Source organism: Micromonospora coriariae (assembly GCF_900091455.1).
Taxonomy (GTDB): Bacteria; Actinomycetota; Actinomycetes; order Mycobacteriales; family Micromonosporaceae; genus Micromonospora; species Micromonospora coriariae.
This window is the reverse complement of sequence record NZ_LT607412.1, coordinates 17,339-43,295: the sequence shown is the minus strand read 5'-3', so window position 1 is coordinate 43,295 and position 25,957 is coordinate 17,339. Positions and strand designations below refer to the sequence as shown.

Sequence of the window (25,957 nt, the reverse complement as noted above, 5' to 3'; positions counted from 1 at the left end):
CGCCTCCGCCGTAGGAACAGGTCAGGCTTCCGAAGGATTTGTCATCCGCAGCGGCGCACGTGAGGCCGTTCGCCGCCATGATCGTGTTGTGGGGCACCGAACGGGGTCGGGTCATCACAGGTCTCGGTCGGGTCACGGGTACTCAACACGTGTTGCTTCCGTTAACGTGCCCGTCACATGACCTCTGGCACATCGAGCGCAACTCGTGTTGACCGGAGGTCCCTGTGACGGTTCGGCGGACGGACGTGGCCCGCCTGGCGGGCACGTCGCCAGCGGTGGTGAGTTATGTCCTTAATGGCGGGCCGCGCCCCGTGTCGGCACAGACCCGGGCGAAAGTGCTCGCCGCGGTCGAGCAGCTCGGCTACCGTCCCAACGGCATCGCCCGGTCGCTGCGGATGAGCCGCACGATGACCCTCGGCCTGGTCATCCCCGACAACGCCAACCCCTACTTCGCCGCGCTGGCTCGCGCGATCGAGGAGGAGTCGTTCGCGAAGGGCTACACGCTGCTGATCGGCAACGCCGCGGAGAACGACGAGCGGCAGACGACCTACGTGCGCACCTTCCTCGCCCGGCAGGTCGACGGGCTGTTCATCGTCCCGGCGCACGGGTCGGCCGGGTTTCTCCCCGATCTGCAGCGCTCGCGCACCCCCTGGGTTTCGCTCGACCGCCAGGTGCCCGGCGCCACCGCCCCCAGCGTGCTGGTCGACAACCGGGGCGGGGCCTACCTGGCGACCCGGCACCTGATGGAGCACGGCCGCCGCCGCATCGCCTGCATCGGCGGGCCCGAAGACGTCATGCCGGCCCACGACCGGGTCAGCGGCTGGCGTGACGCCCTCTCCGACGAGGGCGTCACCCGCCGGGCGATGTCGGTCGTGCAGTCCGAGTTCGGCCGGCGCGCCGGCTACCGGGCCGCCCGCGAGTTGCTGTCCCGGCCCGAGCCGCCGGACGCCATCTTCGTGGCCAGCGACGAGCAGGCCGTCGGGGTTCTCCGTGCGATCAGCGAGACCGGCCGACGCTGCCCGGACGACATCGCGGTCGCCTCGTTCGACGGTATCCCCGGCGCCGCCTACTCGACCCCCGCGCTGACCACCATGGCGCAGCCGTTCGCCGCGATCGGCCGGGCCGCGCTGTCCCATCTGCTCGCCCAGCACGCGGGCACGACCAGCCCGACCGACGTCCTGCCGGTCGCGCTGATCCGGCGCGGCTCGTGCGGGTGTCCGGATCCACCCGGCGGTGACTCGCCGAGCGAGGGAGACAGGTCATGAGCCGCGTCGTGGTCGTCGGCAGCGCCAACCTCGACCTCGGGGTCGCCGTCCCGCACCTGCCCACGCCGGGCGAGACGGTGCTCGGCGACGAGGTCGCCGCACGCCCCGGCGGCAAGGGCTCCAACCAGGCCGTCGCGGCCCGCCGGCTGGGCGCCGACACACTGTTCTTCGCCGCGGTCGGCGACGACCGGTTCGGCGCCGACGTGCGCGCCGCGCTCGCCGCCGAAGGGTTGCCGCCCGACCATCTGACCACGGTGGCCGGCATCGCGACCGGCGTGGCACTCATCGTCGTCGACACGGCCGGCGAGAACACCGTCGTCGTCGCGCCCGGGGCGAACGCCCGGCTGACCGACGACGCGCTAGCCGCCCTGCCGGCCACGCTCAGCTCCGACGCGGTGCTCGTGCTGCAGCTCGAGATCCCGCTGGCGACCTGCCTTGCCGCCGCCCGGCACGCCCGTGACGCCGGCGCGCGGGTGGTGCTCAACGCCGCGCCCCTGCCCGACCCGGTTCCGCCCACGATGGCCACCCTGCTGCGCCACGTCGACGTGCTGGTGGTCAACGAGGGCGAGGCGCTGCGGCTGGCCGGTGTCCCGACCACCGACTGGGCCGCCCTCGCGGCCGGCCTGCGCACGCACGGCCCGGCCGCCTGCGTCATCACGCTGGGGGAGCGCGGCGCGGTGCACGCCGACGCGGTGGGCGTCACCGCCCACGCGGCCTTCCCGGTCGACGCGGTCGACACGACCGGCGCGGGCGACAGCTTCGTCGGCGCGCTCGCCGCGTCGCTGGCCGACGGTCAGAGCCTCCCCGAGGCGGTACACCGCGGCTGCGCGGCAGGAGCGCTGGCCACCACCCGGATGGGTGCCCAGTCCGCGCTGCCCACGAGAGCCGACCTGGACCGGTTCCGCGCCACGTACTCCGAGGCCAGCCATGCGTGACAGCGGCCTCTGGCACCCCCGGATCGCCGCGCTGGTCGCCGGGATGGGGCACACCGACACCATCGTCATCGCCGACGCCGGGCTGCCGGTCCCGCCCGGCGTCGAGATCGTCCACCTCGGGGTCACCCGCGGCGTCCCGACCTTCCTGCCGGTGCTAGCCGCGGTCACCGCCGAGCTGGTCGTCGAGGAGGCCACCGTCGCCGAGGAGCTGACCGACGCCGGCATCCTCGCCGGGCTGCACACCGGCCTCGCCGGCATCCCACTGAAGACCACGAGCCACGACATCCTCAAGGCGGCCTGCCGCAGCGCGTGCGCCGTCATCCGTACCGGCGAGGCGACGCCCTTCGCCAACGTCATCCTGCGAGCGGGGGTTCCCTTCTGATGACCGACTTCCCTGACGACTACGAGGAGCGCGTCTACGCCGGCGTGCTCGGCAAGGTGATCGCGGTCTACCTCGGCCGGCCCTTCGAGGGCTGGCGCTTCGAGCGGATCCAGGCCGAGCTGGGCGACATCACCGGCTACGTGAACCACCGCACCGACCTCGCCTTGAAGAACCACCTCCTGGTGGTCACCGACGACGACATCAGCGGCACCTTCATGTTCCCCCGGGCGCTGCGCGACCACGGCACCGAGCCGACATCGGCCCAGATCGGGCAGACGTGGCTCAACGAGATCGCCGAGGGGCAATCGGTGCTGTGGTGGGGCGGGGTGGGCAACTCCACCGAGCACACCGCGTACCTGCATCTCAAGGACGGGGTCCTCGCGCCGGACAGCGGGTCGATCGCCCGCAACGGCGTGGTCGTGGCCGAACAGGTCGGCGCGCAGATCTTCGTCGAGGGCTTCGCGATGACCCGCCCCGGCGACCCGGAGGCGGCCGCTGACCTGGCCGAGCGGGCCGCCCGGGTGAGCCACGACGGCGAGTCCATCCACGCGGCCCGGGTGGTGGCCGCCCTGGTCGCCGGCGCGTTCACCGAGACCGACATGGAGCGTCTCCTCGACACCGCGGTCGCGCTGATCCCGAAGGACAGCCTGATCCACCGGGTCATCGCCGACGTGCGGGAGTGGACCGCCGCCGACGCCGACTGGAAGACCACCCGGGCCCGGATCGACGCCCGCTACGGCTACGAGAGCTACGGCGGCAACTGCCACGTGGTGCCCAACCACGCCACCGTGATCCACGCGGTGGCCCGCAGCGGCGGCGCGTTCCTGCCCGCCATGACGGTGGTCAACACCTCCGGCTGGGACACCGACTCCAACGCGGGCGACGTCGGCGCCATCTGTGGCGTGTTCGGCGGCCTCGCCGGCATCGACGGAGCCGAGCCGGACTACCGCGGGCCGGTCGCCGACCGGATGTACCTGCCCAGCACCGACGGCGGGTCGACGATCACCGACGTGGCCCGGGAGGCGCTCACGCTCGCCCGCCACGGCCGGGCCTGGGCGAGGCAGCCGGAACGCGACCTGACGAAGAACGGCGCCCGGTTCCACTTCTCGCTCCCGGGCAGCGTGCAGGGATTCACGGTCCTGTCCGGCGCGGCCCGGGTGCACAACCCGGGCGGGCGGCTGGCCGTCGAACCGACCACACCCGCCATCACCGTCGCGACGCCGACGTTCATCCCGGCGGAAGCGCGCGCCATGCCCATCTACGGCCTCATCGCCAGCCCCACTCTCTACAGCGGACAGACCATCCACGCGCGGCTGCGCGCCGGCACGGGCGTCGAGGTCCGCCCGGTCGTCGGGCACTATGCCGACGACGGCGACGCGCTGAACTGGGTCGAGGGCCCGGCCGCGGCCGGCGACGAGATCCGCTGGACGGTGCCGGATCTCGGCGGCCAGCCGATCACCTACGTCGGCCTCCGCGCCACCGGCGCGGTCGAGGTGGAGTCGCTGACCTGGGACGGTACGCCGACGCTCACGCTGACCCGCCCCGCCACCGCCGGGACCGGGCACGGCACCCCGGGCGACGCGATGTGGCGGCGAGCCTGGGTGAAGACCGTCGACCGCTGGGATCCGCACTGGCCCGAGCCGTTCCGGATCGTGCAGAACCGGGGCACCGGCCTGCTCATTCAGGGCGAACGCGGCTGGCGCGACTACACCGTCCACGCCGATGTCACGCCCCACCTGGCCGAGGCCACCGGCCTCGCCGTGCGGGTCCAGGGCCTGACCCGTTACTACGCGCTGCGGCTCGCCGGCCGCGACCGCGTCGAACTGGTCCGCCACGACACCGTTCTCGCCAGCCGCGACTTCCCCTGGGAGTACGGGGCCACCTACCGGCTCGCCATCCGCGCGGCCGGCACCCGCCTCACCGCCAGCGTCGACGACGAGGTGCTGTTCGACCTCGACGACGACGAGCTCACCTGCGGGGGCGTCGCGCTCCTCGTCACACAGGGACGCACCGCCACGCAGTCCGTCCGCATCACCCCCATTTCCGTTGAGGAGACATCGTGACCGCTTCGCTGAGTCGCCGGCGGTTCCTCGCCGGTGCGGGCCTGACCGCCCTCGGTATCACCACCCCCAGCCTGCTGCTCTCCGGCTGCAGCGGTGACAGTGGTGGCGGCGCCGGCACCGGCACCGGCAAGGTCGACCTGTGGCTGGACATCCAGGGCGACGCCAACCAGAAGTACTTCACCGACAACGTGGCCGCGGTCTTCGAGAAGGCCAAGCCGAAGATCGACCTGAACACCACCTTCTACAAGGGCGATGACCTGCGCCGCCTGGTGCAGACCGCGTTGCAGTCGCGCTCCGGCCCGGACATCGTGCGAGGGCCGAGCGCCACGCAGACCATCGCGTGGAGCAAGGCCCACGTGCTGGCCGACCTGACCCCGTACGCCGAGAAGTTCGCCTGGAAGGACAAGCTGTCCAGCTGGGCGGTCGAGGCGTTCACCACCGACGGCAAGCTCTACGCGCTGCCGATGCGCGTCGACACCATGCTGCTCTACTTCAACAAGACGCTGTTCGCGCAGAAGGGCTGGCAGCAGCCGACCGACCGGGCGTCGCTGGAGGCGCTGGCCACCGAGGCCGCAGGCCAGGGCATCGTGCCGTTCGGCTCGTCGAACGTCGACTGGAAGGCCGCCGGCGAGTGGCTCATGACCGTCTTCTGGAACCACTACTCCGGCCCCGACGCCCTACGCCAGGCGCTCTCCGGCGAGATCAAGTTCACCGACCCGGTGTTCGTCGACGCGGTCGCGCTGATCAAGAGCTACTTCGACAAGGGCTGGATCGGCGGCAGCGTGGAGAAGTACTTCTCCGTCCCGTCGCAGGAGATCGGCGCCAACTTCGGCAAGGGCAAGGTCGCGATGGTCCCGCAGGGCAACTGGTTCATGAGCCAGGTCGGCCAGTACTTCGGGGCGAAGGCCAAGAACGGGAACGACTGGGACTGGATGCCGGTGCCCGCGCTGCGGCCCGAGGTCAAGTACCCACTGTTCGAGATGGGCATCGGTGGCTCGCTGGCGATCAACGAGGCGAGCAAGAACAAGGACGCCGCCGCCGAGTACCTCAACTGGTACTACGGCGACCGGACCGCCGCGCTGAAGCGGATGTCGGAGGTCCCGTCGACGTACAACGTCCCGATCGACTTCGCCGACGGCGACATCCCGTCGAGCATCGACCCGCGCGCCGGTCGGGTGCTCACCTCGCTCAACAAGGCGGTCGCCGACGGCCAGTACGGCTTCGTCACGTGGACCTGGTGGCCGCCGAAGACCGACGTCTTCGTCTACGAGGGCCTGGAGCAGGTGCTGACCGGCAAGCTGACGCCGGCCGCCTACTGCAAGCAGCTCGACCAGATGTTCACGGAGGAGAAGGCCAACGGCAACCTCCCGCAGTTGCCCGCCAAGGGGCCCGGAAAGTGACCGCCACCGCCGCGCCGCCGACCGCGTCCGGCGCCCGCCGCGCGCGGTTGCGCGCGGCGGTGGTCGGCTGGGCCTTCCTCGCGCCGCTGCTGGTGCTCAACCTGCTCGTCGTGCTCGGACCGTCCCTGGCCACCGTCTACTACTCGTTCACGGACTGGTCCGGGCTCGGACCAGCCACCTTCATCGGCCTCGACAACTACGTCAAGGCCTTCGGGGACGCGAAGGTCCACCAGGCGCTGCTGCACAACCTCGTCTGGTTCGTGCTGTTCCTGACCGTGCCGATGGCGATGGGCCTGCTCGGCGCCTACCTGCTCAGCCAGGTCAGACGGTTCCAGATGCTGTTCCGGGCGCTCTACTTCATCCCGTACGTGGTGGCCAGCGTGGTCAACGCGGCGGTGTGGAAGATGCTGCTGTCGCCGACCAGCGGCATCGCCCACCAGTTCGGCGTCGACCAGGCCTGGCTGGGTGACACCAGCACCTCACTGCTGTCCGTCAACTTCGTCGTGGACTGGCACTGGTGGGGCTTCCTCGCGGTCATCTTCCTGTCCGCGATGCAGGGCGTCGATCCGGCGCTCTACGACGCGGCCAAGGTGGACGGCGCCAGCCGCTGGCAGCAGTACCGGAACGTCACGCTGCCCGGCATCCGGCCGACCATGGTGTTCATCGTGCTGATGACGGTGATCTGGTCGCTGAAGGCGTTCGACTACATCTTCATCATGACCCAGGGCGGGCCGGCCGGGTCCAGCGAGGTCGTCTCGACGCTCATGTACAAGCAGGCGTTCAACGAGTACTCCGCCGGCTACGCGGCGGCGCTGGGCCTGTCGATGACGCTGGTGACCGCGGTGATCCTCGCCGTCTACCAGTGGATGCGGAAGAAGGGATGGGAGGACGAATGAGCGCCACCACCGTCGACCGACCGGTGCCCGCCGGGGTCGCCCCGAACCCGCCGGGACGCGGCCGCCGTCGCCTGCGGCTCAGCGGGGGTACGCACTACCTGGTGCTGATCGTCCTCGCGCTGTTCGCGATCGGGCCGCTCGTCGCCGTGCTGTTCAACGCGTTCAAGAACAACGCGGAGATCGGTTCCAACCCGCTCGCGCCGCCGACCTCGTTCAGCCTCGACAACTTCGTCGACGCCTGGACCCGCGGCGACTTCGCCACCACGATGCGCAACAGCCTGATCATCTGTCTGGGCTCGGTGATCGGCACCTGCGTCGTCGCCGGGCTGGCCGCCTTCGCCCTCAGCCAGCTGCGGGTGCCCGGTGGCGGGGCGGTGGTCGCCTACCTGTTCCTGGGCAGCGCGCTGCCCGTACAGCTGTTCCTGGTGCCGTTGTTCTTCCTCTGGACGCAGCTGCACCTGACCGACAACCTGTTCGGGTTGATCGTCATCTACTGGGCGACCGACGCGCCGTTCGCGACGCTGCTGTTGCGGTCGTTCCTTCTGAAGATCCCGAAGGACTTCACCGAGGCGGCCCGGCTCGACGGCGCGTCGAGCCTGCAGATCGCCTGGCGGGTGGTATTGCCGCTGGCCTGGCCGGGTTTCCTCACCGTGGCGCTGATCGTCGCGCTCTGGTCGTGGAACGAGTTCTTCTGGGCGATCACCTTCATCCACACGCCCGAGCTGCGACCCGTCTCGACGAGCTTCCTCGCCTTCCAGGACCAGTACTCCACCGACTGGGGCCTGACCAGCGCCGCGGCGATCTTCATGCTCGGGCCCGTGGTGCTCCTGTTCCTGGTGCTGCAGCGCAAGTTCGTGAGCGGCCTGACCTCCGGAGGTATCAAGTGAGCCGTCCCAACATCATCCTGATCATCGCCGACCAGCTGCGGCGCCAGGCGCTGGGCTGTTACGGGGACCCGAACGTCAGCACCCCGCACATCGACGCGCTCGCCGCCGCCGGCACCCGGTTCGACGCCGCCTCGTCGACCTATCCGGTCTGCGTTCCCTACCGGTTCTCGCTGATGACCGGCGAGTACGCGCACACACGCTTCATCCCGTCGATCGAGTGGCGGATGTCGCCGGCGGAGCGGACGCTGGCCGACGAGCTGAACGAGGCCGGGTACGCGACGGCGCTGTTCGGGAAGTGGCACCTCTACGGCAACTTCGGGCACTACCCCGGGCACAACGTGGTGAAGGCGTCCCGGACGCCGGTCCCGCGGCCGTTCCAGGGGCGGTTCCAGCGGTTCGCCGGGTTCGACATCTGCAACGACCCGTGGGACACGTACTACTGGAACGAGGACGACCCGACCCCGCAGAAGATCGACGGCTTCCAGACCGACGGCCTCTTCGACCTGGCCATCGCGCACCACGGCCAGGTCGACGGACCCTTCGCCACGGTGCTGTCGGTCGAGCCGCCGCACCCCATCTTCACCGCCCCGGAATCGTATCTGGAGCGCTGGCGGGACCGGGAGATCGTGCTGCGGGACAACGTCGAGCTGGGCAAGCAGTACAACAAGCGCGGACCGCACGGCCGCGACCTGATCGACGACCTCCGCGTCTACTACGCGATGATCGAGAACCTCGACGACAACATCGGTCGGCTGGTCGCCTCGCTGCGGGAGAAGGGCCAGCTCGACAACACCGTCATCGCGCTCACCGCCGACCACGGCGAGCTGCTCGGGTCGCACGGTCTGCTGGCCAAGCAGCGACCGTGGGAGGAGTCCCTGGGGGTCCCGCTGATCGTCTCGGGTGGTCCCGCCGTCGCCGCCACGGTGGCCGATCCGGTCTGCACCGAGGACCTGTTCCCCACGCTGCTCGGGCTCGCCGGGGTGACGCCCGCCGGGCCCAAGCCCGGGCTCGACCTGAGCCCCGTGGTGCGGGGAGAGGCCGGTGGCGTGCCGCGGGAGGGCGTGCTGCTCGAGTTCGTCGCGGAGATGCGGCCCGGGCTGCCCTTCCACGACGAGACCTGGCGCGGGATCCGGACCCGGCGGTACAAGTACACGGTCCTCGGGGACGCGCACGGCGGCCGGCCGTGGCAGTTCTTCGACCTGGAGAACGATCCCTACGAAATGACCAACCTGGTCGACGACCCGACGCACGCGGCCGAGGTGAGCCGCCACCACGCCCTGCTCCGCGACCGGCTGGTCGAGACCTACGACCACTACGTGCTCGCCCCCGCGTTCGGCGCGCCGGGCCTGAACGAGTGGGACCCGGAAGCCAAGTTCCAGCGCCGCTTCGGCTGACGCCCCGACGACCAGGAAGCGGGTATCCCCATGCCACGCGGCCTTCCCATCCTCGCCGCCGCGGTCGCGCTCGCGCTCGTCCCGGCGGGCGCGGCGCACGCCGACGGCGCCCCCTACACCGGCAAGCAGTACGACTTCGGCGGCACCATCACCCAGATCAGCGGTGACGTGCCGGTTGTCGACGACATCGCGAACAGCATCACCGCGTCGACGGCGGCCACCGTCGACGAGATCGCGGCGCACCGGGCGACCCTGCCCTACGGCGAGATCTACCCGGCGCCGGGCACGCCCGACCAGCTGACCACCTATCCGGGGCCGGCCGGGATCCCGGCCTCCGACCAGTACACGGTCACGGTGGAGCAGGCGGGCGGCCCGGTGCCGTCGTTCGTCTACAAGTCCCTCGCGCGCAAGACCGACACCAACCGGGAGCTGGACACGTCGTGGACGTCGTTCTCGTTCTCCGGCGCCGTGACCGTGCGGGTGACCCGGGCGAGGCCGGGCGCCACCGGCTGCCTGGTGAGGCCGTACTCGGCGGCCGTCGTGACCAGCTTCAGCGGCAGCACCTGCACGTTCACCATCTCCCGGCCGGGCAACCTCTCGGTCGAGTTCGAGCCGGAGATCCACAACCCGGTGCCGCACCCGATGCTCGTCTTCGCCAACCCGCCCGAGGCCGACGTCCCTTCCCCCGGTGACCCGAACGTGCGCTACTTCGGGCCCGGCGTGCACACGATCGGCGCCGGCCAGCCGATCACCTCCGGGCAGACCATCTACGTCGCCGGCGGCGCGTTCGTCTCCGGCGCGTTCCTCGCCACCGGGCCGGTCTCCAACGTCACCGTCAAGGGCCGCGGCATCATCTCCGGGCTGTTCATGGACACCGGCAGCCAGGAGCTCAACAAGAACCAACCCGGCATGATCGACATCGCCGACCAGACCTCGTCGAACGTGCTCGTCGAGGGTGTGACCTTTGTCGACGCGCCCCGGTTCAACGTGCGCGCGCTGGCGCAGTACACCACCATCCACAACGTCAAGACGATGTCCTGGTGGTACAGCACGGACGGCATGGTCGGCGGCAACAAGAGCCTGCTGGAGAACAACTTCGTCAAGTCGAACGACGACTCGATCAAGCTCTTCTGGGGGGACACGACCGCCCGCGGCAACACCATCTGGCAGTTGGAGAACGGCGCGCCGTTCATGATCAGCTGGAACATCCACGAGAACAGCCAGACGTTCCACGTCTACGACAACGACGTCATCCACGCCGAGCACTACCAGATCGAGAAGTCCGGGATCTTCCGGTCGCTGCACGCCGGCAGCGGCACGCTCTCCCGGTACCTCTTCGACGACATCCGGATCGAGAACGCCGCCTGGCGGCTGTTCTACCTGACCATCGAAGACAACAAATGGTACGACCCGGCGCGGGGCCACGGGGAGATCGACCAGGTCATCTTCCGCAACATCCACGCCTACACCACGTACCAGAAACCGAACGTCGTGCAGGGCTTCGACAGCACGCACAAGATGCGCAACATCAACTTCCAGAACGTGTACGCCAACGGCGTCTGCTTCAACAACGTCCAGGCCGGCAACTTCACAGTCGACCCGGCGACCACCAACGCGGTACGGATCTACCGCAGCACCGACGGGAGCTGCCGCACATGAGACCCAACATCGTCATCGTCCTCGCCGACGACATGGGGTGGGGCGACCTCGGCTGCTACGGCTCGAAGATCCCCACCCCGCACATCGACGCCCTGGCCGCCCGCGGTGTGCGCGCGACCGATGCGCACTCTGCCTCCGCGGTCTGCACACCGAGCCGTTACGCACTGATGACCGGCCGCTACGCCTGGCGTGGGCCACTGAAGAACTTCGTGCTGATGGGCCACGGCCCCGCTCTGATCGAGCCGACCCGGCCCACCCTCGCGTCGACACTGCGCGGCGCCGGCTACGCCACCGGCGCGTTCGGGAAGTGGCACCTCGGACTCGGCTGGCGACACACCGACGGCACGGTCCGCGACGCGTTCGCCCCCGGTGCGCACCTGCACGACGACGTCGAGACGGACTTCGGGCGCGACATCAACTACAGCGCCCCGATCACCGGTGGCCCGACCGCCCTCGGCTTCGACCGTTTCTTCGGGATCGCCGGGTCGCTGGACATGCCGCCGTACGCGTTCATCGACCAGGACCGCACCATCGGCGTCCCGGACCGGGAGAAGGCGGAGTACCTCACCGAGCAGCGCCCCGGCCTTCAGGCCCCCGATTTCCGCGAGGACGAGGTCGACGTCCGCTTCGCCGCGGAGGCGGTGCGGTGGATCCGCTCGGTACCGACCGACCGCCCCTTCCTCTGCTACGTGACGCCCTCCGCGCCGCACCGCCCGGTCGTTCCACCGGACACGGTGCGCGGACGGTCCGGGCTCGGCGACCGCGCCGACGGGGTCTGCCTGGTCGACGATGTCGTGGGGCAGCTGGTCGCGGCCATCGACGAACGTGGTCAGCGCGACAATACCTTGGTGATCGTCACCAGCGACAACGGCGCACCAATGATCTTCACCGACGATGGCGACGTGTCGGTGCACCGGCCCAACGGCGACTGGCGTGGACAGAAGGGCGACCTGTGGGACGGCGGCCACCGCGAGCCGTTCGTCGCGGCGTGGCCCGGTCGCATACCCGAGGGCGGGGAGTTGGACGCGCCGGTCTGCCTGACCGACGTGCTGCCGACAGCCGCCGCAGCCGCCGGAGTCACCCTGCCCACAGGCGCCGCCGAGGACGGCATCAACCTCCTCGGCGCGCTCACCGGGGAAGCACCACCACCGCCGGCCGACCGCCCGATCGTGCACCACAGCCTCGGCGGCCGGTTCGCGCTGCGGGCCGGCCGCTGGAAGGCCGTGTTCGCGCCGGGTTCAGGCGGCGGTTTCTCCGAGCCGTCGATCGACGCGCTGTTCAGCTCCGGGTCCGGAAAGGCACACGAGAACCCGCCGTGGGACGCCGACCACCCGCGCGGCCAGCTCTACGACATCGCCGACGATCCGCGCGAGACCACCGACCGCTGGGACTCCGAGCCAGAGGTGGTGAGCGCGCTCTACGACCAGCTGCGCGGGATCTGCCGCGACGCGACCAGCGGGCTAGCGTTCGACGTACCCCTATCGAAGGTCTGATCGTGTCCCACGCATGCTGTGCCCCCTCCCATCGACCCCGCGGTGAACAGGCGCCCGCACCGGTCGCGCCGGTGCGGGTCGTCGACGCGCACCAGGCCGCCCGAGGCACCGTGCTGATCCCGGCCGGCCCGTTCCGGATGGGTGGCGACGACACCGACGCCTTCCCCGACGACGGCGAGGGCCCGGTGCGCGAGGTGTCGGTCGCGGCTTTCCGAATCGATACGAAGGCGGTCACCAACGCGCAGTTCGCCACGTTCGTCAAGGCGACCGGCTACCAGACCGACGCGGAACGGTTCGGCTGGTCCTACGTCTTCCACCTGTTCGTGCGGGGCGAGGCGGCGCACCGGGTGCTCGACGGCCAGGTGCCCGGCGCGCCGTGGTGGCTCCCGGTGGAGGCGGCATCGTGGCGGGCGCCGGAGGGACCGGGCTCGGACGTGACCAGGCGGGCGAACCACCCGGTGGTGCACGTGTCGTGGAACGACGCGACCGCCTACGCCGCGTGGGCCGGCAAGCGCCTGCCGACCGAGGCCGAATGGGAGAAGGCCGCACGCGGCGGCCTCGACCAGGCCCGCTTCCCGTGGGGCGACGAGTTCACCACGCGCGGCCAGCACCGCTGCAACACCTGGCAGGGCACGTTTCCTCGGCAGAACACCGGCGACGACGGCCACGTAGGCACCGCGCCGGTGACCGCGTTCCGCCCCAACGGCTACGGCCTCTACAACACCAGCGGCAACGTCTGGGAATGGTGCGCCGACTGGTTCAGCGCCGACTGGCATGCCGACCCCTCTCCGGCTACCCGCATCGACCCGGCGGGCCCGCCGGCCGGCGCGACGCGGGTCATGCGCGGCGGCTCCTACCTGTGTCACGAGTCCTACTGCAACCGCTACCGCGTCTCGGCCCGCACATCGTCGACACCGGACAGCACGACCGGTCACGCCGGCTTCCGGTGCGCCGTCGATGCCTGAGCCCGCCTGGACGCGGGAGGGCGCCGAGCCGGACTACCGCTTTTCCCTCGCCAATGAACGCACGTTCCTCGCCTGGATCCGCACGGCGCTCGCCCTCCTGGCCAGTGCCATCGCGGTGATCCAGTTCCTGCCGGCGTCGGCGCTGGCCGGCACTCGCACCGGCCTCGCGGCTGTGCTCGCGGTCGCCGGCACGCTGCTTCCGGTCGCCGCCTACCGCCGCTGGGCCCGCATCCAACGCGCCATGCGCCTCAACCAGGGCCTCCCGTTCACCCCGCTGCTTGTCCTGCTGGCCGCCGCGCTGGGGGTGCTCGGCGCGGCCGTGGTGGTCGTCGCCGTCGTGTCGTGAGCGATCCGGGCCTGCAGCGGGAACGTACAGCGCTGGCATGGACGCGTACCGCCGCGGTTTCGGTCGTCAGCGCGCTGCTGCTGGTCCGTCTCGGCCTGCACACCGGCTCCCGGCCGCTGTTCCTGGCCGCCGCCGCGGCCGCGGCGCTTTCGGCGGTCCTCGTGCGCCGCCGCGGCGGCCTGCTCGCCGTCACTGGCCTCGCGACCGCGACCGGTGCCCTGACCCTGGCGGGGCTCCTGCTGACGGCCTAGGTGTGCATCTGCCGGGCCTGGTATACCCGGGTCTGGGTCGTCTGCTTGAGGGCGAGCCACGCGGCAAGGTCCTTCGCGTCGAGCACCTGGATACCCGCCCTGCCATCGTCGTCCTCCGTGCGGCGATCGACCCAGTCCTGCGAGCCGGGCCACCGCCGGCTCGTCACGACGACGAAGACGACGCCTGCGCGCTCGCCCCGGGTCGACCCGTCGACCCGCTTCCGGTAGTCGCGTTGCACCTTGTCCTGGGGTCTCGGCCCGTGCCCAGCTCCCAGACGGAGCGGCCCGCCAGCAGGAACGGCGGCGCGCCGGATGGGCTCGTGACCTCGCAATCAAGGCCGGGCAGCCCGACGGCTTCGGCGGCGGGCATGCGGAGTGTCTCCGGAGCGGCCACCGCGAGGATGAGGCGCCGGACCAGCGTCGGCAGGTGCTCGCGCGAGTCGTTACGCTCGGACCACTGTTCCAGATCGGTCGCGGTCAGCAACTCGGTCATCGGGCCTCCCATACCGTCTCAAGATAGGGCGTCCGGACGACACGTCGTCGCCGCCGCGCTGCTTCCGCGTCGCGACTGCGGTCCTGGCCCGTATCCACGCTCCTGGCGAACGCTGACAGCGGCGTATCCGCGTAGCCGATGACAGTGCACTCGATCATGAGAGGTGCACCGGCTGAGGCGTCGCCACGGCTTTCCCGTGGGCGTTTGCAAGCCTGCATCGCCAACTCGGCACCGAGACGACTATCGAGCTGCCACAAGATCCTCTCACTGTTGGAATTCAAAGCCCGGAGTGGAGGACTCGAGTGACCGGGGTCACGCCCGGGTATGTCACGGATCGGAAGGCCGCCTTGTCCCATGGCCATGACGGAGATGAAGAACCAGAGTGTGATCGTGGCCGGAGCCAGTGGTGTTTTCGGCCGGCACATCCGCGAGGCGCTGACCGACGCCGGGCACACCGTGCTAGGCGTGGGCCGCGGCGAGGGCAACGAGATCCGCGCCGACCTGCTCGACCGCGACGGACTGCTGCGGGCGTTCGAGGGGATCAAGGCCGACGTCGTGGTGCACGCCGCGACCGCGTTGCGCAAGCCGCCGATGATGCACAAGGGCATGTTCGGCACCGACGACCTGCGGGTCACCGGGACCGCAAACCTGATCAAGGCAGCCAAACTTGCGGGCGTACGCCGCTTCGTCGGCGAGAACGTCGCCGTCGGCTACGGCTACCGCGACTTCGGCGACCGCGTTCTGACCGAGGCCGACGAGTTCGGGGCGTCCGTGACGGACCCGAACATCAACCGGCACCTGGAGGGCATGCGGGAGAAGGAGCGCTTGCCCCGGGAGTCGGGGCTGGAGGCGATCTCACTGCGATTCGGCTTCTTCTACGGGCCGGGGGGCACCGAGACGATGGTGCACATGCTGCGGAAGCGACAACTGCCGGCGTTCAACGACCACGGTCACATCTCGCCGTGGACGCACCTGGCCGACGCGGCCGCCGCCGTCGTCGCGGCGATCGATCGCGGCCGGCCCGGTGAGGCGTACAACGTCGTCGATGACCACATGGGCTTCGGGGAGATGATCCGGGCGATCGCCGAGACCTTCGGCACACCCAAGCCGTTCACCGTGCCCACGTGGATGATGGCGGTCGCGCCCTACATGCACCTGATGCTCGGCGTCACCCTGCGGGTCTCGAGCGAGAAGGCCCGCCGCGAGCTCGGGTGGCAGCCCGCGTACGCGACGGTGCTGGACGGGCTGCGTGCGCAGGCGCACGGTCACGTCTAGCCTGTTTCCATGATCGATAGCCAGGTCTTCGCTCAGCATCGGCGGCTGCTCTTCGATGTCGCGTACCGGATGACGGGGAGCGTCGCCGATGCCGAGGACATCCTGCAGGAGGCCTGGCTGCGGTGCCGCGACGTCGACGGCGGCCAGCTCGCGCACCCCCGGGCGTACCTGGTCAAGACCGTCACCAACCTCTCGCTCAACCAACTCACCTCGGCCCGCGCCCGCCGGGAGACGTATGTCGGGCCGTGGCTGCCCGAGCCGGTGCTCACCGCGCCCGACGCGGGACAGGAGGCCGAGATGGCCGAGTCGATCTCGATGGCGATGCTCGTCGTCCTGGAGACGCTCACCCCCGCCGAACGCGCGATCTTCCTGCTCCACGACGTTTTCGGCTTCAACCACGCCGAGGTCGCGTCCATTCTGGACAGGTCCGAGGTCGCGGTGCGGCAGACCGCGGTCCGGGCGCGGGCGCACGTCGCGGCCCGCCGGCCTCGCTTCGACGTCGACCAAGGCGTACGCCGAGAAGCAGTGGACCGGTTCCGCAAGGCCTGTGCCGGAGGCGACCTGAACGCGATGATGGAACTCCTGGCGCCCGAGGTGATCTGCTGGTCGGATGGCGGTGGCAAGGTGACCGCGGCCCGCCGGCCGCTGGAAGGCGCCGACAACGTCGCCCGCTGGCTGCTCGGGGTCTTCGCCAAGCCGGAGACGCAGAACACACTGCTCGTGATCACCGAGATCAACGGCGGGCCGGGCATCCTCGGCCTGGCCGACGGGCAACCGGCCGGGGCGATCTGCCTCGACTTCGACGGCGAGCGGATCACCGGCGTACGCATGCAGGGCAACCCGGACAAGCTCCGAGGCCTCACCCGCTGATCCCACCTCCTCCGTCGATCATGAACCTAAGATGATCCTCAACGGAACAGTTCCGGATCACCGTTCCATTCAGCCAGCCATATCAACGAGTACGCCGACAGGCGGTAAGTTGAACAGCCAGCGACCTGATCGGCCACCGCAAACACGGCCACGTCGCCCTCAACGCACGGATTTATCGATGACAGTGCGGAGGAATCACCCTGCGGTGTCGGTCAACCGGAGGTCGATGAACGGGGTCGTGTCGCCGTCGAGGATGTATCGGTCGATCTCGACATAGCCGTGCCGTTCGGCGAACCGTAGACCTTCCTCGTTGGAAGCCAGCACGACGGTCTCTATCACTCGGGCGCCGATCTCGTACGCCGTGGCGAGTGCCTCAACGTACATCTGCTCGCCGAAGCCTTGCCGGCGGTGCTCAGGCAGGACGCGGATGATAACCGTCGCCGTTGCCCGGTCGTCGGCCGGCGGACGGACCGTCGAGCAGCCCACGAGCGTGTCGCCGTGATACGTGGCGGTCAGGCGGTTGCGGTGGGCGCGTACTCGGATCTCCTCGACCGAGAGCGGCTCGGTAGCGATGATTACGTTGTGGACGTGCTGCCAGTCCGTGAGGACGGCATCGCCGCCGTCTGGCCGCACCGTCTCGAAGCGAAGATCAGACACCCGGACAGGCTAGCTAGGGAGCAGTAGCGAGCCGGTGGGGCATGAAGACGGAGGACGGCGGCTTTGACGAACCATGGAGCAAGCCCAGCGGCCCCAGCGTCAGCGGCGCACCATCCGGTTCTGGCCGCCGACCGCGCCTATGCGGCGTCACGACAACCGGGTCAAGCCGGCGCACCGTCGTGCCGATGAGCCGTTGCCTGCCTCTCCGTCGCGGGTACGGCTTTGGCGAGAACCACTGCTCGTCAGCGGCGGAGCCAAAAGACATCCCGAAGGACCGCGTTGCCAACACGCTCGTCGGTGACCCAGGTCAAGCCCCTGCGCCCGAAGGAGATGCCGGAGCGGTAGAAGAGCACCACGGCGGGCACGAGCGTCACGCAGCCGACTGCCCAGGCCCCCATGAAGACCGGTTGCGGCAGCGTGGGCGCAATCTGCGCTACGGAGACGATGCCCCAGACAACCACCGGAAGCAGCACAAGGTTGGCCAGGCGAGCCAACCACACGGCGGTTCGGTACACCGCGCTCCGCCGGATGCCCAGCAGTGCATCATCCTCGATCGGCAGCATGCAGGCCATCGTAGAGCGACGCTGCCACGGCGAGTCCCCTGCCGCACGAGGCGATCGGCTCCTCCCATGGCCCCCGCAAAAGGGCCCTCGCGCGTCATTAACTGCCGCTGACCGCGCGGCTTTGACCCATGAGCGGGCGTTCAGAGGATGGGGTCGCTCCGGTTGGGCAGGCACGAGATGCCAGGCGGCGCGATGGGGAATTGTCGGCCCTGTTTGGCAGGCTGACCGCCGTGGTGATGATAAGCATCGTCGATGAAACGACCGCGGGTCGCGGGCCCGACGCGTGGCATCTGGAGATCTTCGAGGAGCGGCTGCCGCTGCGCGAGGTCATTCGTCGCCGTGTGTTCCAGGAGGTTGCGGAGCACAACGCCCGGCGCTCGGGAGAGTTCCGGGGACTGGTGCAGCCGTCGGAGATCGAGCGTGGGCTCAATGGCGCCCCCGTGTACGAGCATCGGCGGGTCGATCCGCACCGCCAGTACGATCGCGCGGTGGAGGCGTTCAGTCGCAACGGATTCATCGTGCTCGTCGACGACCGGCAGGTCGAGGACCTCGACGCGCAGGTCGATCTTCGGACGGGCACCGAGATCATGTTTCTCCGGCTCGTTCCCCTGGTCGGTGGTTGATGACCGCGGTGATTCCCGATGTGACCTTGTCGCCGTACGCGGTCAGCCTGCTGCGGGTGCTGACCGTCCCCGAGGCGGCCGAGGACGACCCGATCGCGCGTGAGCCGGTGGACACGTCCCGGCTCAGCGACCGGGAGCTCGGCGTACTGCTGCCCGTCGCCTTTCGCCTGTCGGCCCAGCACCCCGCCCACCGGGTGGTGGGGGCCATCGTGACGGCGGGCCAGTTGCGGCAGCCGGCGTTCACGCCGGAACCGTGTGCCGCCATGCTGTCCGTCGCCGTCGAGAAGCTGGAGCGGGGCGGGTACGGCGGATATGCGGTGCTGGCGGTCAACGCACTGGCCCGCTGCGAGGGGCCATTGCCGGAGGAGGCGGCGCGATCGGCCGGGAAACTCGTCACTCTACTCGGCGACCGATACCGGCTTGATCATCCGTACGCGCTGATGGCCCTGGCCGGGCTTGGCGGCGGGTTGACCGCGCGTATCGATAGCAAACTATTCGCGTGGTCGTTGCATTCGATCGCCCGGGACGAGGCCGCTGTGGTGTCCGCGCTCGGCCTCACCGCGCAGGCGCTGCTCGCCGAGGCGAGCGGGGAGCGCTCGTACCACTCGCCGCCGCCGCTGCCGGACCTGTGGCAACGACTGGCCGACCTGCCCGGGTACGCGTCGTTCGCGCACCGGGCGCTCGAGGCGGCACACAGGCGGGTCGCGGATATTCAGTCCGGCAGGATCGCGTACAAGGCGGACGCGGCGTTCGAGAGGGACGAGGTTGGGGCGCTCGGCCGGGCGGTGCGGGTCGCCTTGCTGCGGGACGAGCCCTGGCTGATGGACCTGCTGCGACCGCTCCTGCTGGGCGTCGCCGTGGCGCCGACCGCCGCAAGGACAGCCCCCTCGCAGGCGCTGTTGCACGAGGGGGCCCGCGCCATCGAAGACTTCCCCACGCCGGAGGCGTTGGCCGCGCTGCGTGCCGCGCGCGCCGCAGCCCGGCACAAGGGCATACACAAACAGCTCGACCGCGAGCTGCGGCGAATCGAAACTGCCCTGGGGGATCGGCCCGACGTGGCGTTCCGACTACCCGACCTCGGATTCGGGTCCGATGGCGTCCGGACTGTGACCGTCGGCGGGTATGACGCGGTCATCACCCTGTCCCACGACGTCGACCTGGCCTGGCGGCGGGCGGACGGCAAGGCGCTGGCGACTGTCCCGGCGGCTGTACGGCGCGACCACGCCGACACCGTAAAGGAACTGCGCGACCTGGTGAAGCAGGCCCGGGGACATCTCGCGACGGTAGCCCGGTCGCTGGAATTTGGCTTCACCGCCGGCGCCACGCTGCCGTACCGCCGCTGGCGTGACGAGTTGGCGGCGAACGGTCTCGGGTGGAGCGTGGTGCGGCGCCTGATCTGGGAAGTACCGGGCGCGTCCGGCCAATGGCGGTCGGTGCTCCCCACGGGCGACGGCTTCGCGGATCTGAGCGGGACGGCCGTGCCCGAGCCCGAGCCGGAGGCCGACATTCGGCTGTGGCATCCGCTGAACTCGGCGGCCAACGAGATCCGGGGCTGGCGCGATGAGCTCACCGATCGCGAACTGCGGCAACCGTTCAAGCAGGCGTTCCGGGAGGTCTACCTGCTGACGCCGGCCGAGCTGCAAACCGAAACCTACTCCAACCGGTTCGCCGCGCACATCGTGCACTACCGGCAGCTGTACGCGCTGGTAAAGGGCCGGGGCTGGACGTGTTCGAGGCTCGGTCCGTGGGACGGCGGGGACACCGACGACGCGTACCGGGTCCTGCCCGGCGGGGCCTGGCGGGTCGGGTTCCGGCATGACTTCCGCGACCAACAACCGGACGGCGTCGAGTGCGCCAGCACCGGCCGGGTGTGGTTCGATCGCCGTGTCGACGGCACCTGGCGGCCGGCGCAGCTGGCCGACGTTCCAGCCATCGCCTTCAGCGAGGCCATGCGCGACGTGGACCTGTTCGTGTCCGTGACCTCGATCGCCGTCGATCCCCATTGGATGGACCGGGGGGACGACCTTTACGTCGATTACTGGCGGGAGGCGAGCCTCGCCGAGCTGACGGCGACGGCACAGACCCGGCGGAGCGCGCTGGAGCGGATCATCCCGCGCACGAGACTCGCCGATCGGTGTGAGCTGACCGAGCGCCATCTCATCGTGCGGGGACAGTTGCACACCTACAAGATCCACCTGGGTAGCGCAAACATCCTGATGGAGTCTGGAAATACGTACCTCTGCGTCGTGCCGTCCCGACGCCAACTACACGAGCGGGTCTTCCTGCCCTTCGAGGACGACCGGCTCGCGCTTATCCTCAGCAAGGCATTTCTGCTCGCCGACGATGCCCGGATCACGGACCCGTCGATCGCGGCCCAGCTGCGCGCACACCGTTGACCACCAGTCAGCCTCGGAAAGCAGGTTGAACGTCCGCTCATGTCGCGGGTCGAGCGCGTAGGCGGCCGGTGCGGCCATCACCGTCCGTAGCTAAGCCCGCTCGGCAGATGTGCTTTTCCGGTGTGGGTGCCCGGGTAAGGGGCTACGCCCAGGGCGGGATGTATCGGCCGACGTAGTCGCGAGCACGGGGGAGCGGGTCATGCCAATACTGGTTCGGCCTGCGGTGGTGGTGCTTCTCGCAGAACTCAGCGAGACTGTCCTTGATCTTGATGTGTTCTAGCGGGTGGCCTTGGAAGTCTGTGTTGACAGCCAGCAGTTGCGGCTCCGGATTCCAGCCCGAGTGGTCGAACGCCCAGCCACCCCAGGCCGCGTAGGTGTGGAAGACCTGCCGCTCGCCCGGAAAGCGCACCGCGATTATCTCGATGGGCCGGTCTGGATAGGAACCCCGGCAGACCCAGGCGAGGATGTGACACGCTCCGGCAGCGAAGAAGGCCTGGTCCGTCCGTTCCCATGCGACCCGCTGGTCTGATCGCTCGATCGGCGTCCGACGAAACGCTCCCGCTGCTTTGGCTGCCACAGCCCGGACGGTAGTAGATGAGCCGACGCATCCGCTCACTGCGCGCAGACCGCGCGTCCCCCAGCCGCTGCCGCCCGACTCTGCGGAGGACAGTGCGTGTGATCATGGCGAGGTCGAGGCTTGGCCCCGTGCTCCGATGGCCTGGTACCGCAACGGCAGTCGGGCGGTCAGTCGGCGTAGCGGGGCTCGCTGATCCGCCGCCGGAATTCCCCGTGAGCGGTCTGGAAGACGTCGTTGAGCCGCTCGAGCTCGGATTCGGTCGGTTCTCGCCGCAGGCCGACTTCGATCTTGAAGTCGCCGTCCACGATCGCCACGTCGAGGCGGTCGAGCAGGTCCGCGGGAAGCCTGGTAATGACGAACTCGCGGAACGCGTCGGCGATCGTGCCTGCCATGTCGCCGCACCCGCAGGTGCGGCCGTCCAGGACTGCACCGAGGTGGCTGCGGCCGATGATCGCGTCCGGGTGTACAGGATCCATGACGGGCAGGCCCTCCTCTAGGACCGTGCGGGCCTCCGACAGCCGGGCCTCATGCTGGAGGAACAGGCCGAGGGCGATGCAGGCCTGGCCGACCGTGTCATGGTCGGTGCCGCGGCGCGCCTGGTTCACTGCCTCGGTCAGCCGTTGCTCCGCCAGGCCCACCTGGCCGGCCTCCTTCAGCGCGAGACCCCAGTTGCGCAGCACCTGACTCCGCAGCTCCGGACGACCGATGCGCTCCGCCCTCGCGTGCGCCGAGGCGTACGTGCGCAGCGCCGCCTCGGCATCGCCGGCGTCGTCCTGGGCCATCGCCAAGCCGAGCGCTGCCGTCAGCGCCTCCTCCTGCCGGCCCTGGCGGTCGTACGAAGCGAGCACCCGCTCGATCGCATCAACCCGTCCTGCCTGGTCACCGAGATCACGGCCGAGGTTCGCCAGCGCGGACAGAGCGTTGAGCGTCGCCTGGTGGTCAATGCCGAGCCGCTCCTCCATGGCGGTGACCAGGGAGGTGAGCAGGGGCTTGGATGCCGGATCGTCGTGGTCCAGCATGTCGGTGACGACTCGCCCGACCTGCTCGACGACCTCGTCCGGCAGTTGGTGCAGGCCCACGAAGAGCGGCTCGCTGGTGCCACCGGCGTGCACAATCGCTGCTCGCAGCGCCAACGCGGAGGCCACCCGCTCGTGCCCGTTGCGCCACAGGTTGGCCACCGCCTCCTCGACGACCTGCCGGGCACCTACCACGTCGCCACGCTGCCGCAGCAGGTCCGCCAGCGGTTCCAGGCCGAACGCGTACCCGGCATGCTCGCGACCGTAGAAGGCGAGCCGCTCCTGAACGCCCTGCCGTAACTCCGTCTCGGCCTCGTCGAGTCGTCCGGCCATACGCAGCGCCAAGCCCAGATTGAGTCGGTAGGTCAACTGCTCCTTGCGGGACTCCTGATCGCGCGGCGTCGCGGAGACGGCGCGGCGGTAGCACTCGATCGCGCGGTCGAGTTGATCGGCGTTGAGCAGCACATTGCCGAGGTCGCATTGAGCTGAGGCCCATTCCGGGCTGCCGTGACCATGTTTGTCCGTGGCGGCCTGCAGCTCACGCGTCATGAGATTCTCGGCATCGCCCATACGGCCCTCCCGCAACAGCGCGAAGGCCAGCTCGACCGGAGTGAGGGATGTCGTCACGAGCCGCAAGTTTAGGGCCCGCCTACTGACGTTCGCGCACCCCTGGGAACACCTCGAGCGAGGCCCCGCCCGGCGCGATCAACAAACATGATCGGACATCCGCATCTGCCGCACTGCGCGCGCTAATGCCGCGATCCGTGCGTTGCGCAACTGCCGTACGGGTTACTGGCCGTAGCCGAGCGGTCGGCTGCTGCATGCGGGGACGCTGTCGACGTGCTGCACAATTCGGCGGTCGCGCTGCTCGGGCTGGCCGCGTCGGAGACGGTCACCCGGCGAACTCGGGGCGCCCGACGATGAAGTCGTCCACGATCCGTTGATCCTCGGGCGAGAACGCCGCTCGCGGCACCGGGATCTGGCTCATTCCGTACTTCAGCAGCCAGGTATGGCGTCGCCGCCGAATCCGGGTGATGCCGGACCAGTCGATCTGGGTCCGGCTGCTCGCGGTCTGGATGTCGACGCCCGACGTGCTCACCCCGTACTGGAACGGCTCGACGAAGAGACGGCGCTGCAGCAACCAACTCAGTACCGGATGGAGTTCTGTCACGGCGAACGCGGCACACAACACCAGCACGAGGTAGAGCAGCCGACCGTTGAACCCGGTCAGTGTCGCGAGCAGCGTGGCCAGCAGCACAACCAGTGCCGCGAGGGCGAGCAGGAGCATCCGCATGACGCGTTGCCAGCGGCCCTGGGCGTCTTGGCTCATCCGCCGCAGCAGGCCGTACGTCATCTGCACTTCCCCGGTCACGTGCACGCGCCGCAGTATGGCACGGCATCGCCGCAAGTTGCGCGTCGCGCAGCGTGACAGCGACGGCCGCCCGAAGCGTCGGGAACCTGCCGAGTGAAGAACATGGTCCACCACGTCAGACAGCTATCCGGCATCTGGGTTGCACCCGCGGAGCAGACAGCCTTCGCCGAAGACCGAGACCCCCAACCACGCCCATGAGGCCCTCTGCCCGCGCAGACGGACTTCCTGTCCCTACTGGGGGGACTCAGTATCCGGATCTCTGCCGCTGTCGGCGCGCGAGCGGCGAGCACGACGGGACCCTGCGTACGCTGTCGTGGTGAAGATCGACTTGGTTGCCCTGGTCGTTGACGAGTATGACCCCGCGATCGCGTTCTTCACCGACGTACTCGGCTTCGACCTTGTCGAGGATTCCCCATCGCTGACCAATGACGGGCGGCCCAAGCGGTGGGTCGTGGTCCGGCCGCCGGGTGCCCAGACCGGGATTCTCCTCGCTCGCGCCGACGGGGAACACCAACGTGCCGCAATCGGTAGCCAGGTAGCTGGCCGAGTTGGCTTCTTCCTCCGAGTCGACGACTTCGACGCCGCTTACCGGCGGATGGCCGAGGCCGGTGTCACCTTCGTCCGGGAGCCTCGTCGGAGCCTGGCCGCCCGGCGCAACCTGGGAGATCACGGCAACCGGTCACGCCTACGACGGCACCCAGGGGCAGCCGGCAACGCCAAGAATGTGCGTTCTCAACGCGGCGGCTGCCACCGATCTGCTCACAGTGATCAGCCAAGCCCAGCCCCACCCGGGACACAACACGCCACTCGCTCCGGCAGCCGACCCACCGCCGACCCGGGCGCGCGTCCCACGGCAGACCGCTCGAGGCCAAGCGCCAACCACGCCCCGCCACACCACCAAACAGCCACTGCACCTACAAATCCTCGGCGACACCGCGCTGCAGAGCCACGGCCAGCCGGTGACGATCCGACGCACCGCGGCCTTCCAAGCCCTGGTCTTCCTCGCCGTGCATCCCGGCGGCGCCAACAGCCGAGCCCTACCACCATCTGGCCCGGCCTTCCCGCACACACCGTCACCGCCCGCCTCTACACCACCCTCAGCGACCTCAGAAAAGCCGTCACCGCCGTCAGCGACGCTCCGCTCATCGAGCACACCGGCGACCGCTACCGCCTGCGCCGCGACCACATCGAGGTAGACCTGTGGCGGTTCCACGCTGCGGTAGAACATGCCGCCACCGCAGTGACCGCACGCCCCGCCGCCTGGCAGGCCGTCATCAACGCCCACACCGGCAACCTCGCCGCCGAACACGACTGGCCGTGGCTCAACCCGCCACGAGAAGCCCTACGCCGGCACGTCATCGACGCCTACACCGCACTAGCCGCCACCCAGCCCAACCCGCGGCGCACGCTGTCCCTACTGCAAGACGCGATCCGCGTCGACCCGTACAACGAAAACCTGCACCGCCGCGCCATACACGCCCTCGAAGCGCTCGGCGATCACGCCGCTGCCGAAGACCTGCTCACCACCTTCAACCGACGGCTGACCGACGCCGGCATGGAGCACGTCATCCCACATCAAGAAGTCCGGACACCGCGCGCAGCCTCGAGCGGGCAAAAGCACTAGCCACCCGGGCCTGCTGGGACTTCAGGCCGGCACCAGCCGGCCGGCCACGCTGAAGGGCGCAAAACCTTGGGAAGACCTCGGGGATCGCCCCGAACCCCGACCTCTCCTCAGACATCAGCCGGGGATCCCCTCGCCGGGCACCACAAGGGCTACCAGCCTTCCCGGACGGGGCCAAGGTCGTTCGGTAATGGGCTCCACCTTGGCCCCGTCCGGGGAGGCTGGATGGTCTGGCGACTGCCCGACGGGGTGGGAGCAGTGCAGCCCGTCGTGCGTGGCGACGCAGACCCGGCCCGCGTCGTCGACGCGTACGCCGTCAAAGGAGCCGGTGTCGCAGGTGCCGAAGACCTCGCCGCCGCGCAACGCGCAGCCGTCGGTGACGGTGAACCGGCGCAGGGCCCGTCGACCACGTAGACACACGACTGCGGCCACACCCGGGGCCGAGTCAGCCGCGTGCGGTTCCTTCCGGACATGCCGATGAGCGTGTATTTGATCATGGCTCGTGCCCCCAGGCCGAGTAGCCGGGGAGGTGAATCTCGTCCGGGCTACTCGACCTGA

25 protein-coding genes and 1 pseudogene are annotated in these 25,957 nt (G+C 69.7%); 19 read left to right on the top strand and 7 right to left on the bottom strand.

Going from position 1 to position 25,957, the window contains the following annotated elements; translation table 11 throughout:
* Nucleotides 1–224 precede the first annotated feature (224 nt).
* The 13 genes from GA0070607_RS00220 to GA0070607_RS00160 all read left to right on the top strand — a co-directional run bounded on the left by GA0070607_RS00220 (nucleotide 225) and on the right by GA0070607_RS00160 (nucleotide 13,936).
* Complete coding sequence (locus GA0070607_RS00220) at nucleotides 225–1,265, top strand: LacI family DNA-binding transcriptional regulator (RefSeq protein WP_089016351.1); 1,041 nt, start codon at nucleotides 225–227, stop codon at nucleotides 1,263–1,265.
* A complete protein-coding gene (locus GA0070607_RS00215; protein ID WP_089016350.1) occupies nucleotides 1,262–2,200 on the top strand; it encodes a ribokinase in 939 nt (312 codons plus the stop codon). Before GA0070607_RS00220 ends, GA0070607_RS00215 begins: the two co-directional genes overlap by 4 nt.
* Entirely contained in the window at nucleotides 2,193–2,582 is a 390-nt protein-coding gene (gene rbsD / locus GA0070607_RS00210) for a D-ribose pyranase (RefSeq protein ID WP_089016349.1), read from the top strand. The genes GA0070607_RS00215 and rbsD overlap by 8 nt, the downstream gene beginning before the upstream one ends.
* Nucleotides 2,582–4,645 (top strand): ADP-ribosylglycohydrolase family protein, encoded by a 2,064-nt coding sequence (locus GA0070607_RS00205; protein ID WP_089016348.1) that lies wholly within the window; start codon nucleotides 2,582–2,584, stop codon nucleotides 4,643–4,645. Before rbsD ends, GA0070607_RS00205 begins: the two co-directional genes overlap by 1 nt.
* Nucleotides 4,642–6,045, top strand: coding sequence for an ABC transporter substrate-binding protein (locus GA0070607_RS00200; RefSeq protein WP_157743032.1), 1,404 nt, complete (start codon nucleotides 4,642–4,644; stop codon nucleotides 6,043–6,045). The genes GA0070607_RS00205 and GA0070607_RS00200 overlap by 4 nt, the downstream gene beginning before the upstream one ends.
* Nucleotides 6,042–6,941: a carbohydrate ABC transporter permease gene (locus GA0070607_RS00195; RefSeq protein WP_197701210.1), complete on the top strand. Its 900-nt coding sequence runs from the start codon at nucleotides 6,042–6,044 to the stop codon at nucleotides 6,939–6,941. The genes GA0070607_RS00200 and GA0070607_RS00195 overlap by 4 nt, the downstream gene beginning before the upstream one ends.
* On the top strand, nucleotides 6,938–7,828 hold the full coding sequence (locus GA0070607_RS00190) for a carbohydrate ABC transporter permease (protein WP_089016346.1): 891 nt from the start codon (nucleotides 6,938–6,940) through the stop codon (nucleotides 7,826–7,828). Before GA0070607_RS00195 ends, GA0070607_RS00190 begins: the two co-directional genes overlap by 4 nt.
* A complete protein-coding gene (locus GA0070607_RS00185) occupies nucleotides 7,825–9,222 on the top strand; it encodes a sulfatase family protein (RefSeq protein WP_157743031.1) in 1,398 nt (465 codons plus the stop codon). Before GA0070607_RS00190 ends, GA0070607_RS00185 begins: the two co-directional genes overlap by 4 nt.
* Before the next feature lie 30 nt (nucleotides 9,223–9,252).
* The gene (locus tag GA0070607_RS00180; protein WP_089016344.1) at nucleotides 9,253–10,881 is read left to right on the top strand and encodes a hypothetical protein; all 1,629 of its coding nucleotides are present in this window, start codon (nucleotides 9,253–9,255) and stop codon (nucleotides 10,879–10,881) included.
* Complete coding sequence (locus GA0070607_RS00175; protein ID WP_157743030.1) at nucleotides 10,878–12,374, top strand: sulfatase family protein; 1,497 nt, start codon at nucleotides 10,878–10,880, stop codon at nucleotides 12,372–12,374. The genes GA0070607_RS00180 and GA0070607_RS00175 overlap by 4 nt, the downstream gene beginning before the upstream one ends.
* A gap of 71 nt (nucleotides 12,375–12,445) precedes the next feature.
* Nucleotides 12,446–13,339 (top strand): formylglycine-generating enzyme family protein, encoded by an 894-nt coding sequence (locus GA0070607_RS00170; protein ID WP_269458411.1) that lies wholly within the window; start codon nucleotides 12,446–12,448, stop codon nucleotides 13,337–13,339.
* Nucleotides 13,332–13,685, top strand: coding sequence for a YidH family protein (locus GA0070607_RS00165; protein WP_089016342.1), 354 nt, complete (start codon nucleotides 13,332–13,334; stop codon nucleotides 13,683–13,685). Before GA0070607_RS00170 ends, GA0070607_RS00165 begins: the two co-directional genes overlap by 8 nt.
* Entirely contained in the window at nucleotides 13,682–13,936 is a 255-nt protein-coding gene (locus GA0070607_RS00160; RefSeq protein ID WP_089016341.1) for a DUF202 domain-containing protein, read from the top strand. Before GA0070607_RS00165 ends, GA0070607_RS00160 begins: the two co-directional genes overlap by 4 nt.
* A 163-nt stretch (nucleotides 13,937–14,099) precedes the next feature.
* On the opposite strand, the gene GA0070607_RS00155 is transcribed toward GA0070607_RS00160, so the two are convergent.
* On the bottom strand, nucleotides 14,100–14,429 hold the full coding sequence (locus GA0070607_RS00155; protein WP_157743029.1) for a hypothetical protein: 330 nt from the start codon (nucleotides 14,427–14,429) through the stop codon (nucleotides 14,100–14,102).
* A gap of 354 nt (nucleotides 14,430–14,783) precedes the next feature.
* Between GA0070607_RS00155 and GA0070607_RS00150 the strand changes: the two genes are divergently transcribed.
* Nucleotides 14,784–15,704 carry an NAD-dependent epimerase/dehydratase family protein gene (locus GA0070607_RS00150; RefSeq protein WP_197701209.1) on the top strand — a complete coding sequence of 307 codons (921 nt, stop codon included), beginning with the start codon at nucleotides 14,784–14,786 and terminating at the stop codon, nucleotides 15,702–15,704.
* 9 nt (nucleotides 15,705–15,713) lie between these two features.
* Nucleotides 15,714–16,574: an RNA polymerase sigma-70 factor gene (locus GA0070607_RS00145; protein WP_089016339.1), complete on the top strand. Its 861-nt coding sequence runs from the start codon at nucleotides 15,714–15,716 to the stop codon at nucleotides 16,572–16,574.
* Nucleotides 16,575–16,769: 195 nt separating this feature from the next.
* Here the strand turns inward: GA0070607_RS00145 and GA0070607_RS00140 are convergent, their stop codons facing one another.
* Both GA0070607_RS00140 and GA0070607_RS00135 read right to left on the bottom strand, forming a co-directional pair.
* Nucleotides 16,770–17,231 carry a GNAT family N-acetyltransferase gene (locus GA0070607_RS00140; protein WP_089016338.1) on the bottom strand — a complete coding sequence of 154 codons (462 nt, stop codon included), beginning with the start codon at nucleotides 17,229–17,231 and terminating at the stop codon, nucleotides 16,770–16,772.
* Between the two features lie 242 nt (nucleotides 17,232–17,473).
* Nucleotides 17,474–17,794 carry a hypothetical protein gene (locus GA0070607_RS00135; protein ID WP_089016337.1) on the bottom strand — a complete coding sequence of 107 codons (321 nt, stop codon included), beginning with the start codon at nucleotides 17,792–17,794 and terminating at the stop codon, nucleotides 17,474–17,476.
* Between the two features lie 236 nt (nucleotides 17,795–18,030).
* On the opposite strand from GA0070607_RS00135, the gene GA0070607_RS00130 reads away from it, so the two are divergent.
* Nucleotides 18,031–18,417, top strand: a complete 387-nt coding sequence (locus tag GA0070607_RS00130) for a hypothetical protein (RefSeq protein WP_089021552.1) — start codon at nucleotides 18,031–18,033, stop codon at nucleotides 18,415–18,417.
* Nucleotides 18,417–20,813: a DUF4132 domain-containing protein gene (locus GA0070607_RS00125; RefSeq protein WP_089016336.1), complete on the top strand. Its 2,397-nt coding sequence runs from the start codon at nucleotides 18,417–18,419 to the stop codon at nucleotides 20,811–20,813. Before GA0070607_RS00130 ends, GA0070607_RS00125 begins: the two co-directional genes overlap by 1 nt.
* Before the next feature lie 142 nt (nucleotides 20,814–20,955).
* Here the strand turns inward: GA0070607_RS00125 and GA0070607_RS00120 are convergent, their stop codons facing one another.
* From GA0070607_RS00120 to GA0070607_RS00110, 3 genes are all read right to left on the bottom strand, one after another.
* Entirely contained in the window at nucleotides 20,956–21,390 is a 435-nt protein-coding gene (locus GA0070607_RS00120) for a hypothetical protein (protein WP_089016335.1), read from the bottom strand.
* Between the two features lie 167 nt (nucleotides 21,391–21,557).
* Nucleotides 21,558–23,033 (bottom strand): tetratricopeptide repeat protein, encoded by a 1,476-nt coding sequence (locus GA0070607_RS00115; protein ID WP_089016334.1) that lies wholly within the window; start codon nucleotides 23,031–23,033, stop codon nucleotides 21,558–21,560.
* Nucleotides 23,034–23,298: 265 nt separating this feature from the next.
* Complete coding sequence (locus tag GA0070607_RS00110) at nucleotides 23,299–23,778, bottom strand: YcxB family protein (protein WP_157743028.1); 480 nt, start codon at nucleotides 23,776–23,778, stop codon at nucleotides 23,299–23,301.
* Nucleotides 23,779–24,091: 313 nt separating this feature from the next.
* On the opposite strand from GA0070607_RS00110, the pseudogene GA0070607_RS33115 reads away from it, so the two are divergent.
* Nucleotides 24,092–24,412: pseudogene (locus GA0070607_RS33115) on the top strand (VOC family protein); the annotation flags it as partial.
* Nucleotides 24,413–24,502: 90 nt separating this feature from the next.
* Nucleotides 24,503–25,402, top strand: coding sequence for a BTAD domain-containing putative transcriptional regulator (locus GA0070607_RS33730; protein ID WP_269458443.1), 900 nt, complete (start codon nucleotides 24,503–24,505; stop codon nucleotides 25,400–25,402).
* A gap of 114 nt (nucleotides 25,403–25,516) precedes the next feature.
* Here the strand turns inward: GA0070607_RS33730 and GA0070607_RS34030 are convergent, their stop codons facing one another.
* Nucleotides 25,517–25,831: a hypothetical protein gene (locus tag GA0070607_RS34030; protein ID WP_157743027.1), complete on the bottom strand. Its 315-nt coding sequence runs from the start codon at nucleotides 25,829–25,831 to the stop codon at nucleotides 25,517–25,519.
* Between the last annotated feature and the right edge of the window lie 126 nt (nucleotides 25,832–25,957).